The following is a 13,321-nucleotide window of genomic DNA, read 5'->3' as shown; positions in this document are numbered from 1 at the left end:
GCGGACGTGAAATTATTGCCAGAAATTGGCCCGCGCTTACGCTACGAATTACGCTCTTTACGCTCCGAAGCCTTTGGAGCCGCCCTTCACGGGCTTGGCGCCGGCCAGCAGATGGGCAGGCACCAAATCGCGGGCCGGTTCGCTGTATCCGACCGACACGATGCGATTTCCGCGGAAAGTGAACGACGTCAGGCTCGCCAGCGTGCACTGCCGTTTGCGCGGGTCGTGCCAGAGCCGGCGCCGCTCGGCGAAGCTCCGCACGATCCAGATCGGCAGCTGGTGGCTGACGCACACCGCCTCATGGCCGCGCGCCGCGTCCCGCGCCGCGCCGATCGCGCCCATCATCCGCACGACCTGCTCGACATACGGCTCGCCCCACGACGGGCGGAACGGGTTGGTCAGGTACTTCCAGTTGGACGGGTTCTTCAGCGCACCGTCGCCCACCCCGAACGTCTTGCCCTCGAAGACGTTCCCCGCCTCGATCAGCCGCTCGTCCGTCGCCAGGTCCAGGCTCAGCGCCTTGGCCAGCGGCGTCGCCGTCTCCTGCGCCCGTTCCAGCGGCGAGGCCACCACATGGGTGATGTCGCGCCCGGAGAGGTGGTCGGCGACCCGGTCCGCCATCTGCCGGCCGAGTTCCGAGAGGTGGTAGCCGGGCTTGCGCCCGTACAGGACGCCCTCGGGGTTGTGCACCTCGCCGTGGCGCATCACATGCACCACGGTCAGCGCGTCCCGGCCGTCCCCGCCCGTACCGCCGCCCGCGCCCGCGCTGCCGGACGCGCCGTTGTTCGCTGCTCCATTCGTCATGCCGGACATCATTCCGTCGCCTCGGCGGCGGCCCGCGCCGCCCCCGGCAGTGCGGCGGCGATCCGCTCGACCGCCGCGCCGTCGTGCGCCGTCGAGAGGAACCACGACTCGAAGGAGGACGGCGGGAGATAGACGCCCTGCGCGAGCATCGAGTGGAAGAAGGCGGTGAAGCGGAACGACTCCTGGGCCTTCGCCGTCTCGTAGTCCCGCACCTCCTGGTCGGTGAAGAACACCGAGAACATGCTGCCCGCGGCCGACACCCGGTGCGCGACGCCCGCCTTGTCCAGCGCCCCCGACACCAGCGCCCGCACCTCGGCGGAGACCGCGTCCACCCGCCCGTACGCGGCGTCGTCCAGCAGCCGCAGCTGCGCGATGCCCGCGGCGGTCGCCACCGGGTTACCGGAGAGGGTGCCCGCCTGGTAGACCGGGCCGATCGGCGCGAGGTGCGCCATGACGTCGGCGCGCCCGCCGAAGGCCGCGGCCGGGAAGCCGCCGCCCATGACCTTGCCGAAGGTCATCAGGTCGGGCCGCACCCCGTCCAGCCCGTACCAGCCCGCCTTGCTCACCCGGAAGCCGGTCATGACCTCGTCGGAGATGAACAGCGCGCCGTTGTCGGAGCACAGGTCGGCCAGGCCCTGGTTGAAGCCCGGCAGCGGCGGCACCACGCCCATGTTGCCCGCCGCCGCCTCCGTGATCACGCACGCGATCTCGCCCGGGTGGGCGGCGAAGGCGGCCCGCACGGCGTCGAGGTCGTTGTAGGGGAGGACGATGGTGTCCCCGGCCTGCGCGCCGGTGACGCCGGGCGTGTCCGGCAGCGCGAACGTCGCGAGCCCGGACCCGGCCGCGGCCAGCAGCGCGTCCACGTGGCCGTGGTAGCAGCCCGCGAACTTGATCACCTTCGGGCGGCCGGTGAAGCCGCGCGCCAGCCGGATCGCCGACATCGTCGCCTCGGTGCCGGAGGAGACCAGCCGCACCTGCTCGACGGGGGCGACGCGGGACACGATCTCCTCGGCGAGCACGACCTCGCCCTCGCCGGGGGCGCCGAAGGAGGTGCCGCGCGCGACGGCCTCCTGCACCGCGGCCGTCACCTCGGGGTGCGCGTGGCCCAGGATCATCGGGCCCCACGAGCACACCAGGTCCACATACTCCCGGCCGTCGGCGTCGGTGAGGTACGGACCGGCGCCGGACACCATGAACCGGGGCGTACCGCCCACGGCACGGAACGCGCGCACCGGGGAGTTCACGCCGCCGGGCGTCGCGACGGCCGCGCGGTCGAAGAGCGTCTGCGAGACTGGGGCAGAGTACGAGTAAGTCACACCAGCCATGGTCTCAGAGCCGCACCGGGACTCGCGGCGAGGGCGTTTCAGGCGCCGGTCGCGGGGGAGGTCTCTGAGACGATGATCGGGTTGCGCGACGGAGTTCGCGAGTGGTCGGGTGGAGATTATGCATCGCGGTGGCGGACTGGGTGAGGGGACCGATGACCTGGGCCCCGAGCGAGCCCAGCGCGGACGCCACCGGCGCGAGGCGGAAAGCGCGGGAAGCAGGAGTGGTGGCCGGGTGGGGGTGACCTACAAGTACTTCGGGGCACCCAACGGAGCGACCGCCGCACGCGTACCGATCTCCATGCGCCCGGAAGAGCTCGGCGGGGACGAGCTGGGTATGGGCGGCATGTTCTCCAAGATCAAACCGGAGACCATGGCCGCCATGGTCCTCACCGGCATAGAGGGCATACCCCTGCACCGGGTCCCCCCGCTGGAGCTCGTCGTCCTCCACCCCGACTACGCCGTGGTGAAACTCCCCACGACCGTCGTCGACCCGCTGCGCGGCATCGGCGAGGAATCGGTCGGCGCCGCGGCCTTCATATGGTCCACGGTCCCCGACCGCGGCGGCCCGGGCGACGCCTTCCGCGTCTACCAGCTCCTCCACGAATGGCAGGACTTCTCCCACCGGCTGCACGAGGCGGGACACCAGCCTTACTGCTTGGTGTGGCCCTGAGCCGACGGCGGGCTTCGGGCAGCTTGGCGTAGTGGGTCGGTGGGCCGGTGTGTCGGTGGGTCCTTGGGTTGGTGACGGTGGTCCGCGCCTGGGCGCCGGGTCGGCTCGTACGGGCGTGAGCGCTCGGCCGGTCCGTACGGGCGTGAGCCGGGCGCGGGTGCGTACGGGTCACGAGTGCCCAGCCGACCCTCTTACGGGACTGGGCGCCCGGCCGTTCGTACGGGCGTGAGCCGGGCGTGAGCCGGGCGGGGACGTGGGTCGGACGCGGACGTGGGTCGGACGCGGGCGCGCGCTCGCGTCACTCGCCGAACCGCTGGTCGAACTCCTCGACCAGCCGCCCGCCCGCCGCCTCCACCAGCCGGCCCACGACCGGGTGGATCACCAGGCTCGCGACCGCGCCCGCCAGCACCGGCAGCCGACGGGCGAACCACTGGCGGACGTACGCCATGGTGGACAGGTCCGCCTCGGGCGCGGTGACGGCCTCCTCCAGCTCGTCCAGGAGGCCGACGGCCCGTTCCGCCTCCGGCTCGTCCGCCGGCACGAGGGCCCGTACGCGCGCGAACTCGGCGCGCAGCTCCGCCAGTTCCTCCTCGGTGACCGCGGTCGCCGGGCCGCCCGGTGCGGCCTCGACGCGGGAGACGGTGTTGCCGCGGCCGACGACGACCTGGCCGGACACCTCCTGGGTGTGCACTTCGTAGCGGTCGCCGTGGCTCTCGGTCGTCTCGGGCATGGGCGGGGCTCCTTCTCCTGCTTGCTACTTGCTGCTTCTCGCGACTTGCTGCTTCTTGGGGATTGCTGCTGAGGCCGGGACGGCTCGTGCAGGGGCTCATCTCTCATCGGGCGACGGCTCGGGCACCGGCGAGGCCGAAGGGGCCTCGGAAGGCTTCTCGGGAGGCGGCTCCTCGGGGGCGCGCTCCCGGGGAGGGTCCTCCGGGTCGGGGGTGCGGGTGGTCCCGCTCGGCTCGGGCGCTTCCGCGGACGTGGGCTGCCTGGCCGTCGCCGAGGTCTTCGTGGCCTCCGGCGGCGCGGACGGGCCCGAAGGTCCGGGCGGCTCCGTCGGCGCGGTGGGCCCGGTCGGACCCGTCGGCCCGTCCCTCACCGCGACCCCCGTCACCGCCAGCGACACGTCCGCCTGCCCCCAGTCGTCGAGCATGGTGACGGTCGCCCGGTACGCGCCCGCCCGCGTCGGCCGGAAGGTCACGTCGAAGAGGCAGAGCCGGGAGCCGGCCGGCGGCGGGCAGGCCGTCAGGGCGGACCGCCACGCGCTCGGCCCCCCGGCGTTCACCCCCTGCTCGTCGGCGACGCTCAGCGAGTCCTCGTCGTCGCACGGCAGCCACTGGCCGAAGCGGACCGTTCTGGTCACCGACTTCCCGACCGCCACCTGCCCGAAGTCCTGGCCGGGCAGCGCGACCGGTTCGCACGTGCCGGACGACGGGCTGCCGCTGCCCGCGCCCCGGCCGGCCTGCGCCGGTCCCGCCGAACTCGCCCCGCTCGACGGGCCGTCCGACGCTCCGGTGGGCGGCACGCCCGTAGCCCCGCCGCCCCCACTGCCCCCGCTCCCGCCGCTGTTCCCACCGGCCCCGCCCGCGGCGCTCGCCGGCGGCGACAGTCCGGCGGCCGTCGCGCTGGAGACCAGCGGGGCCGGTACGGCCGGCCGGTCGCCGTCGGCGGTGACCGCCGCCGCGAGAACGCCGCCCGCCACCACGGCGGCGACCGCGGCGCCGACCGTCGCCGGATGGGTGACGGCCTCGCGCAGGCCCTTACGGCCCTTGGGCCTCCGGCCGCGCCCCGGCGCGTGCTCCTTCAGCTGCGGTGGAGAGCCGCCGGGCGCGGGGCCGGCGGCGGGCGCGGGACCGGCCGCGTGCGCGGGACCGGCGGGCGCGCTGTGCTGGGCCACCAGCGCGTACCCCCCGCCGCCGCCACCGCCGGCCAGCGCCCCGAACCCCGCGGCCAGTACGCGGCGGCGCACGTCCCGCTCGTGGGCGAAGTACGCGGCGTCGTAGGCCGCGCCCAGTTCGAGGGCCGCGCGCTCGCCGAGTTCGAGGGCCTGCCGCCACGCGCCCCAGCGCAGCGACCTGGCCAGCGCGGGGGCCGCGGCCCGTGCCAGGTCCCGCACCGCCGCGTGGTTGCCCGCCCAGCTCGCGGAGGACAGGACGCGCCCGATGGCGACGGCCTCGGCCGCCGCCTGCTGCCGGGTGGCCCGGGTACGTACCCAGGCGATCAGCGGCGCGGCGAACTCGGCGGCCTGGCGCGGCGGACCCACCCGTTCCGCGACCAGCGCGGCGAACCGGCCGCCGGCCCGGTACCCGGCGCCATCGGCCTCGGCGAGCCGCAGGGCGCGCAGTTCGGTCAGGGCGGCGCGATCCGCGCCCCCGGTGAACACGGTCAGCAGCCCCGAGGAGACCGGCAGCGGATCGAAGGCGCACAGCAGCCGCAGCAGCCGCGCCGCCCGTTCGCTCAGCCGGCCGGCGACGCCCACCGCGAACACCGACTCGTCCGCCGTGAGCGTCTCGAACGCCTCGTACGCGCCGTAGCCAACGGGGCCCGTGACGGCGGCGCTGGCGGCGGACGCGCTCATGGCGGCGGCGGCCTGCACCAGGGTGAGCGGGTGCCCGTTCACGGTGGCGGCGAGGCGGCGCGCCGCGGTCGTCTCGCGGCCGCGCAGCGGGCGGCCCAGTTCCCGTACGAGCAGGTCGAGCGCGGCGTACTCGGGCAGCCCTTCGAGCCGCATCGGCCGGCCGCCGGGCCCGTCGGCGGCGGAGCCCCCCGGGCGGGCGCCCAACCCGCGCTCCACGGAGGACAGCAGCAGCTCGCAGCCCGGCGTGGCGTACACGAGGCCGGCCAGCTCCTCGGCCGTTCCGCCGAAGTCGTCGACGACGAGCAGCGGCCCGCGCACCGAGCCCATCAGCCGCCGCATCTCGGCCGGTTCGGGCTTGTAGTCCGCCACCTCGAAGCAGGCGTGGAAGATCTCCTGGAGGACGTCCTCGGCGGGCAGTCCGGCGGCGGGAAGGTAGACGACGGCGCCGCCGCGCGCGATCCGGCCGGCGGCGAAGGCGCGCAGCAGCGCGGTCTTGCCGAGCCCCGGCGGTCCGTACACCTGCACCGGAGCGCCGGCGGCCAGCCACCGCTCCAGCGCGGCGAGTTCGCTCGTACGGGCCAGCAGCGCGGGGGCGCGGGCGGGCAGGGCCCAGCCGAGCGGGTGGGCGCGCCGCTGGACCGGGGGCGGCCCTTGGGCCCGGTAGGTGACGGACGAGCCCAGCTCGGCGTTGATCACCACGTTGCGGTCACCGACGACGACCTGTCCAGGAACGTCGCCGTGGATGCGGACTCCGTCCGAACCGGCCATGGGCTGCCTCCCCCGTGCGCGCAAACCCAAGGATGGATTTATAGCAGCCAATTCATATGATCAACTTGCAATCTCGCATGTTGTTCTCAATTGAGCTGTTCTCGACGGAAGGTGACATTCCCGACCGCGATTCGGCCACCGTACGGTGGCCCCATGCTCCCCGCGCGCTCCATCGCCCTCTTCCTCCTCGCCGCCCTCCTGGAGATCGGGGGCGCGTGGCTCGTCTGGCAGGGCGTGCGCGAGCAGCGCGGGTGGGCGTGGATCGGCGGCGGGATCGTGGCCCTCGGCGCGTACGGGTTCGTCGCCACCCTCCAGCCGGACGCGGACTTCGGCCGCATCCTCGCCGCGTACGGCGGGGTGTTCGTCGCCGGTTCGCTGGCCTGGGGCATGGTCGCGGACGGCTACCGCCCGGACCGCTTCGACGTGCTCGGCGCGCTCATCTGCCTCGCCGGGGTCGCCGTGATCATGTACGCGCCGAGGGGCCGGTGAGCGGCGGCGACCGGGGCATATCCTGCGCGGAAACGTAAAGATTCGTCACCGCGGCCCCACGCGCCGGCGCACCCGCGCGCTCCGCGGCGGCGGCCGCGCCCCCGCACTCCGTCCCCGCGCCCCGTACTCCGTCCCGCGCCCCGCACCCCGCACCCCGCACCCCGCACCCCGCACCCCGCACCCCGCACCAGAGGAGAGCCCCATGCCCGCCGACGCCGCCACCGCCACCGCCCGTACCGCAGTCATCACCGGGGCCAGCAGCGGCATCGGCGCCGCCACCGCCCGCCGGCTCGCCGCCGAGGGCTACCGCGTCGTCCTCACCGCCCGCCGCAAGGACCGCATAGAGGCACTCGCCGCCGAACTGACCGAGGCGGGCCACCGGGCCGAAGCACACACGCTCGACGTCACGGACCGCGCCGCCGTCGACGCCTTCGCGGCCGGCCTCGACCGCTGCGACGTGCTGGTCAACAACGCGGGCGGCGCCCTCGGCACCGACCCCGTCGCCTCCGCCGACCCCGCCGACTGGCGTGCCATGTACGAGGTCAACGTCCTCGGCGTGCTCAACACCACCCAGGCCCTGCTGCCCGCCCTGGTCGCCTCCGGCGACGGCACGGTCCTGATCCTCTCCTCCACCGCGGGCCTCGGCACATACGAGGGCGGCGGCGGCTACGTAGCCGCCAAGCACGGCGCGCACGCCATCGCGGAGACGCTCCGCCTGGAACTGTGCGGGCAGCCCGTACGCGTCATAGAGATCGCGCCGGGCATGGTCAAGACCGACGAGTTCGCCCTCACCCGCTTCCGCGGCGACCAGGAGAAGGCCGCCAAGGTCTACGCGGGCGTCGCCGAACCGCTGACCGCCGACGACGTCGCCGACACCATCGCCTGGACGGTCACCCGCCCCGCCCACGTCAACGTCGACCTCCTGGTCCTGCGCCCCCGCGCCCAGGCGTCCAACTACAAGGTGCACCGCGAGAACTGACCACGCACGCCCACTCCGTACCGAGAGGAAGCCCCATGCGCGTCACCGCCATCGACCACCTGGTCCTCAACGTCACCGACCCCGAACGCTCCCTGGCCTTCTACTGCGGCCCGCTCGGCCTGGAACCGGTCCGCGCCGACGAATGGCGCGCGGGCAAGGCGCCGTTCCCCTCGGTCCGCGTCAGCCCGACCGCCATCCTCGACCTGGTCCAGGCCCCCCGCGGCGAGGCCAACGTCGACCACTTCTGCCTCGTGGTCGACCCCCTCGACTGGCAAGAGGTCCTGGACTCCGGCGCCTTCACCGTCGTCGAAGGCCCCGTCCAACGCTTCGGCGCCCGCGGCGACGCCCACTCCGTCTACGTACTCGACCCGGACGGCAACAGAATCGAACTCCGCTGGTACCCGCAGGACGCCGCGTAGTCCGGCGCCGGCCGGCTCCCGCTCACCCGGCGGGAGCCGGCGCTCACCCCTTCACGCAGATGACCTGCTTGAGCTTGGCGACGACCTCGACCAGGTCGCGCTGCTGGTCGATGACCTGCTCGATCGGCTTGTACGCGGCCGGGATCTCGTCGACGACGCCCGAGTCCTTGCGGCACTCCACGCCGCGCGTCTGGTCCTCCAGGTCGCTGGTGGAGAACCGCTTCTTCGCGGCGTTGCGGCTCATGCGGCGGCCCGCGCCGTGGGAGGCGGAGTTGAATGAGGCGGCGTTGCCGAGGCCCTTGACGATGTACGAGCCGGTGCCCATGGAGCCGGGGATGATGCCGTATTCGCCGCTGCCCGCGCGGATCGCGCCCTTGCGGGTGACGAGCAGGTCCACGCCGTCGTAGCGCTCCTCGGCGACGTAGTTGTGGTGGCAGGAGATGACAGGGTCGAAGGTGACGCGCGCCTTCTTGAACTCGCGGCGGACGACGTCCTGGAAGAGGGCCATCATGATGGCCCGGTTGTGCTTCGCGTACTCCTGCGCCCAGAAGAGGTCGTGCCGGTAGGCCGCCATCTGCGGGGTGTCGGCGATGAAGACCGCGAGGTCGCGGTCGACGAGGCCCTGGTTGTGCGGGAGGTCCCGCGCCTTGCCGATGTGGTGTTCGGCCAGTTCCTTGCCGATGTTGCGGGAGCCGGAGTGCAGCATCAGCCAGACGGCGCCCGTCTCGTCGTACGTGAGTTCGATGAAGTGGTTGCCCGCGCCGAGCGAACCCATCTGCTTCACGGCCCGCCCCTGCCGGAACTTGACCGCCTCCGCCACCCCGTCGAACCGCGCCCAGAAGTCGTCCCATCCGGCCGTCGGGAAGCCGTGGATACGCCCTGGATCGACCGCCTCGTCGTGCATCGCCCGCCCCACCGGAATCGCCTGCTCGATCTTCGAGCGCAGCCGCGACAGATCGCCCGGCAGATCGTTGGCGGTGAGCGATGTCTTGACGGCCGACATGCCGCAGCCGATGTCCACCCCGACAGCCGCCGGGCAGACCGCCCCGCGCATGGCGATCACCGAGCCGACCGTCGCACCCTTGCCGTAGTGCACGTCCGGCATCACCGCCAGGCCCTTGATCCACGGCAGCGTGGAGACATTGCGCAGCTGCTGCATCGCGACGCCCTCGACCGCCGCCGGATCGGCCCACATGCGGATCGGGACCTGTGCCCCGGGTACCTCGGTGTACGACATGACTTACCTCATTCCCCCACAAAACCCTCAAAGCGCAAATGCCGGGCCTAACGTCGGATTGACGGCGGCGAACCGGCAGGCGCGGCAGTACGTGCGGTAGACATTGTGTCCAGCCGCCGTCTTCGGGCGGCAACCAGTTTTCCGGCGAAAGGGGCCTTGAACAGTGCAGCGAAAGGCGTACGCACCGGTCGCCGCACTGGCCGCGGCCGTGCTCAGCGTCGGGCTGGCGAGCGGCTGCAGCTCGGGCTCCGGCGCGACCGGCACCGGCGACGACGCCAAGTCCGGGGACTCCAGCCCGTCCGCGACCGCCGCCGAGCCCGGCAAGTACCAGTCGCTCCCCGAGCCCTGCGGAAAGGTCGACCGCAAGACGCTGCGCACCATGCTGCCCGGCGTCGACGACCAGAGCGAGCAGGACGCCGAGAAGACGTACGCCGGCCAGCCCGCCCTCACCTACGACACCGACCGCCGCGTCGGCTGCCGCTGGAGCCTGGAGACGCCCGAGGGCACCCGCCACCTGACGGTCGACTACGAGCGCGTGGTCTCCTACGACCCGGCGGTCAGCGACGACGACCGGGCGCGGCAGCTCTACGAGGCACGGGCCAGCGCCGCGAACATCCCGACCGGCTCCTCCTCGGCCCACCCCCCGGGCCACCCGGCGACCAATGACTCCGTCGGCTCCCCGAAGTCGAAGAAGAACGGCACACCGGGCGGCGAGTCCGCTCAGCTCACCGCCGAGCACGAAGCCGGTACGAGCCCCACCCCCACCTCCGGCGTCCCCACCGCCCCCGCCTCCCCCACCACGAACGCCGCCGACCTCGCCCCCAGGCTCCTCGACGACCTCGGCGACGACGCCTTCCTCAACGACCGGCTCGCCACCGCCGACTCCGGCGTGCACCGCGACATCACCGTCGTCTTCCGCTCCTCGAACGTCCTGGTCACCGTCGGATACGACCAGTGGGCGGCCGACAAGCAGCACACCCCCAGCAGCGAGGACCTCCAGGGCAAGGCCCGCGGTCTGGCCAATGAACTCGCCGGTTACTTCAGCGACTGATCCGGCGAGTATCGCCACACTTGGGCCGCCCCCGCGCCCCGGCCGCGTACCGTGCCGATAGCCCGCCCGGTTCCCGCCGGTTCCGGCGCCGGGCCCGCCCGGCCGGTTCCGGCACCGGAGCCGGCCGGCCCCCGGACAACCCGTCGACACCGAATGAGCGAAGGACCCATGCGCAGCACAGCCCCGCGACTCGCCCGAATCCTCGCCTGCGGAGCAGTACCGGTGATGCTCGTCGCCACCGGCTGCTCCGACGACTCCGGCTCGAAGAAGAAGGACTCGTCGAGCTCGTCCTCCGCCTCCTCCTCGGCCAGCGCCTCGCCCACCGTCAAGGCCGCCGCGTTCTCCAAGATCCCCGAGGCCTGCAAGGAGATCTCCACCAAGACGGTCGAGAAGCTCGTTCCCAACGTGAACGAGAAGAACGGCAAGGTCCTGAAGCCCCCCAGGAGCGGCAGCTCCACCTCCTGCCTGTGGAACGGCACGGACGACGACGACCTCAAGGACATGCAGTACCGCTCCCTCACCATCGAGGTGAACGTCTTCCCCTCCCACCCCACCTTCGGCTCCGGCGACCAGCGCGCCACGGCGTTCGTCACCCAGGAGGCCGACAAGGCCGCCAAGGCGGAGGGCGCGAAGAACGTCAAGACCGGCACCGCCGACGGCGTCGGCGACCAGGCCGCCACGGTCAAGGCCGAGTCCAGGAAGGGCGGCGACAACTACCGCGACCAGCGGGTCGTGGCCCGTAGCGCCAACGCCGTCGTCACCGTCCAGTACGACGGCGCGGGCTTCCAGGGCGCCAAGTCGCCCAACGCCGACGACCTGCTGAAGCTGGCGGAGGCCGCCGCCAAGGAGGCTCTCGCCTCCATCGCCGCCGCCAACAAGTAGCCCATAGCAACAGCCGCCGCGCCCCGCCCCGAACGGGTGTGCCAGTCTTGGCGCGCCGGTATTCGAGGGCGGGGAGGTATCGCGGGTGTCCGCGACGGAAGTGACCAAGCTGACGCGTACGCACCGCATATTGATCGGTCTCGTCGTGGCGGGAGCGGTGGTGATCGCCGGAATCGGCTTCGCCGGTTCGTACTCCGCCGTGCGCGACCTCGCCCTCAAGAAGGGTTTCGGCGGCTTCGCCGACGTCCTGCCCATCGGCATCGACGCCGGCATCGTCGTCCTCCTGGCCCTGGACCTGCTCCTCACCTGGATGCGGATCCCCTTCCCGCTGCTGCGCCAGACCGCCTGGCTGCTCACCGCCGCCACCATCGCCTTCAACGGCGCCGCCGCCTGGCCCGACCCGCTCGGCGTCGGCATGCACGCGGTCATCCCGGTGCTCTTCGTCGTCTCCGTCGAGGCGGCGCGGCACGCCGTCGGCCGGATCGCCGACATCACCGCCGACCGCCACATGGAAGGCGTCCGCCTCACCCGCTGGCTGCTCTCCCCCGTCCCCACCTTCCGTCTGTGGCGCCGGATGAAGCTGTGGGAGCTGCGCAGCTACGAGCAGGTCATCCAGCTGGAACAGGACCGCCTCGTCTACCGCGCCCGGCTCCAGGCCCGCTACGGCCGTGCCTGGCGGCGCAAGGCGCCCGTCGAGTCCCTGATGCCGCTGCGCCTGGCACGCTTCGGGGTACCGCTCTCGGAGACCGGCCCCGCGGGGCTGGCCTCTGCGGGCATCAATCCGGCACCGCCGGCCCTGCCGATGCCGAGTACGCCGCTTCCCGCTACCCAACAACGCCCGGCCATCGCGGCAGCGGCCGAGCCACTGCCGCACGAGCAGCCGGCCGCGGGGGCGGCGGAGGCCGCTCCGGCCGGGGGCGCTCCGACTGGGGCCACTCCGGCTGGGGCCGCTCCGGCTACGGCCGGGGAGCAGCAGCCCGCCGCGGCCGGGCAGGGCCCGGCGGGAGCGGGGCCCGCTGACGCGGAGCAGGGCATCGTCGCCACGGGACAGGCCGCTGTCAACGGCCAAGCTCCGGCCGTGGAGCAGGCCTCTGACGCGGGGCAGCACCCCGGTGCGGCCCACGGCGCAGCCGCAGGGCAGGCCGCTGTCAACGGCCAGGCCCCCGCGCCTCAGCAGATCCAGCAAGCCCAGCAGTTCCAACAGGTCCAGCAAGCCCAGCAGGTCCACCAAGCGCAGCAGATTCAACAAGCGCAGCAGGCCCAGCAGGTACGTACGTCCGAGCAGCCCTCAGGCACGCCGCAGGCCCCCGCCGCTCCTCAGCCTCCCCAGCCTCCCCAGCAGGCGCAGTACGCCCCGCAAGCGCCCGTCGGCCCGCAGCAGAACCAGCAGCCCCAGTACGCCGAGCACGCGCCCCAGCAGAACCAGCAGCACCAGCAGAACCCGCAGGGCGACCACCCCACCCACCACCAGGCCCAATACGCCGCCCAGCAGAACCAGCAAGCCCAGCAGCACCAGCAGGCCCAATACGCCGAAGCCGCCCCCGCCACTCAGCAGTTCCCGGCCACCGGGCAGGCGACCGCCGCGGGCCAGCCGCAGTACGCCTCGCACCAGCCCGCAGCCGAGGAGCACCGGCAGGCGTACGGGCACGGCGCCCCCGCGCCCGTACAGGCTCCGGCCGAAGCGACCCCGGCCGCGGAACCGCACGTCAACCCCTGGTTCGTAGCGCCGCCCACAGCTCCGGCACCGGCCCCCGCCCCCGAGCACGCCGACTACGAGCAGGAGCAGGAGCAGCAGGAAGAAGCGGCCGACGAGGACGCTCACCAGGAGCAGCTGTTCTCGGCTTATCGCCGGTACAGGGAGAGCAACGGGGAATTCCCCAACGCCCGGCAGCTCGGCCGTCACCTCGCCGATGTCGACGGCGTCACCAGCGAGAGCGGCGGCCCTCTCACCGAGGGCGAGCTGCGCGGGTTCCTGCGCGACTTCCGGCACCGGTACCGGTCCGAGGCCGACGCCGACAGCGCGCACTGACCCCGGCACAACGGCACAACGGCACAGCGCATGACGGAGGGCCGCCACCCAGGTCGATCGACCGGGTGACGGCCCTCCGTCCGTACGTCG

At 73.2% G+C, this 13,321-nt stretch carries 12 protein-coding genes; 7 read left to right on the top strand and 5 right to left on the bottom strand.

Annotation, left to right across the window (positions count from 1 at the left end):
- Positions 1–57: 57 nt before the first annotated feature.
- Together AB0I22_RS23855 and hemL are read right to left on the bottom strand one after the other, a co-directional pair.
- Positions 58–705 (bottom strand): histidine phosphatase family protein, encoded by a 648-nt coding sequence (locus AB0I22_RS23855; RefSeq protein ID WP_363133012.1) that lies wholly within the window; start codon positions 703–705, stop codon positions 58–60.
- A 107-nt stretch (positions 706–812) separates the two neighbouring features.
- Positions 813–2,129 (bottom strand): glutamate-1-semialdehyde 2,1-aminomutase, encoded by a 1,317-nt coding sequence (gene hemL, locus AB0I22_RS23850; protein WP_363132901.1) that lies wholly within the window; start codon positions 2,127–2,129, stop codon positions 813–815.
- Between the two features lie 118 nt (positions 2,130–2,247).
- Here hemL and AB0I22_RS23845 point away from each other — a divergent pair, with 118 nt between their 5' ends.
- Positions 2,248–2,799 carry a hypothetical protein gene (locus AB0I22_RS23845; protein ID WP_078644343.1) on the top strand — a complete coding sequence of 184 codons (552 nt, stop codon included), beginning with the start codon at positions 2,248–2,250 and terminating at the stop codon, positions 2,797–2,799.
- A gap of 298 nt (positions 2,800–3,097) precedes the next feature.
- Here the strand turns inward: AB0I22_RS23845 and AB0I22_RS23840 are convergent, their stop codons facing one another.
- Together AB0I22_RS23840 and AB0I22_RS23835 are read right to left on the bottom strand one after the other, a co-directional pair.
- Complete coding sequence (locus AB0I22_RS23840) at positions 3,098–3,529, bottom strand: hypothetical protein (RefSeq protein WP_363132900.1); 432 nt, start codon at positions 3,527–3,529, stop codon at positions 3,098–3,100.
- A gap of 96 nt (positions 3,530–3,625) precedes the next feature.
- On the bottom strand, positions 3,626–6,145 hold the full coding sequence (locus AB0I22_RS23835) for an ATP-binding protein (protein ID WP_363132899.1): 2,520 nt from the start codon (positions 6,143–6,145) through the stop codon (positions 3,626–3,628).
- Between the two features lie 153 nt (positions 6,146–6,298).
- Here AB0I22_RS23835 and AB0I22_RS23830 point away from each other — a divergent pair, with 153 nt between their 5' ends.
- The 3 genes from AB0I22_RS23830 (at position 6,299) to AB0I22_RS23820 (ending at position 8,032) form a co-directional block, all read left to right on the top strand.
- Positions 6,299–6,634 carry a YnfA family protein gene (locus AB0I22_RS23830; protein ID WP_363132898.1) on the top strand — a complete coding sequence of 112 codons (336 nt, stop codon included), beginning with the start codon at positions 6,299–6,301 and terminating at the stop codon, positions 6,632–6,634.
- Between the two features lie 202 nt (positions 6,635–6,836).
- Complete coding sequence (locus AB0I22_RS23825) at positions 6,837–7,613, top strand: SDR family oxidoreductase (RefSeq protein ID WP_363132897.1); 777 nt, start codon at positions 6,837–6,839, stop codon at positions 7,611–7,613.
- Between the two features lie 35 nt (positions 7,614–7,648).
- Entirely contained in the window at positions 7,649–8,032 is a 384-nt protein-coding gene (locus AB0I22_RS23820; RefSeq protein WP_363132896.1) for a VOC family protein, read from the top strand.
- Between the two features lie 43 nt (positions 8,033–8,075).
- On the opposite strand, the gene AB0I22_RS23815 is transcribed toward AB0I22_RS23820, so the two are convergent.
- Positions 8,076–9,269 (bottom strand): RtcB family protein, encoded by a 1,194-nt coding sequence (locus AB0I22_RS23815; protein ID WP_363132895.1) that lies wholly within the window; start codon positions 9,267–9,269, stop codon positions 8,076–8,078.
- Between the two features lie 163 nt (positions 9,270–9,432).
- Here AB0I22_RS23815 and AB0I22_RS23810 point away from each other — a divergent pair, with 163 nt between their 5' ends.
- The 3 genes from AB0I22_RS23810 to AB0I22_RS23800 all read left to right on the top strand — a co-directional run bounded on the left by AB0I22_RS23810 (position 9,433) and on the right by AB0I22_RS23800 (position 13,231).
- Positions 9,433–10,320: a hypothetical protein gene (locus AB0I22_RS23810; protein ID WP_363132894.1), complete on the top strand. Its 888-nt coding sequence runs from the start codon at positions 9,433–9,435 to the stop codon at positions 10,318–10,320.
- 168 nt (positions 10,321–10,488) lie between these two features.
- A complete protein-coding gene (locus AB0I22_RS23805) occupies positions 10,489–11,202 on the top strand; it encodes a DUF3558 domain-containing protein (RefSeq protein ID WP_363132893.1) in 714 nt (237 codons plus the stop codon).
- Positions 11,203–11,287: 85 nt separating this feature from the next.
- Positions 11,288–13,231: a DUF2637 domain-containing protein gene (locus tag AB0I22_RS23800; protein WP_363132892.1), complete on the top strand. Its 1,944-nt coding sequence runs from the start codon at positions 11,288–11,290 to the stop codon at positions 13,229–13,231.
- Positions 13,232–13,321 lie beyond the last annotated feature (90 nt).

Source organism: Streptomyces sp. NPDC050610, from assembly GCF_040654875.1.
In the GTDB taxonomy this organism is placed as follows: Bacteria; Actinomycetota; Actinomycetes; order Streptomycetales; family Streptomycetaceae; genus Streptomyces.
This window is presented reverse-complemented; position numbering and strand designations above follow the sequence as displayed.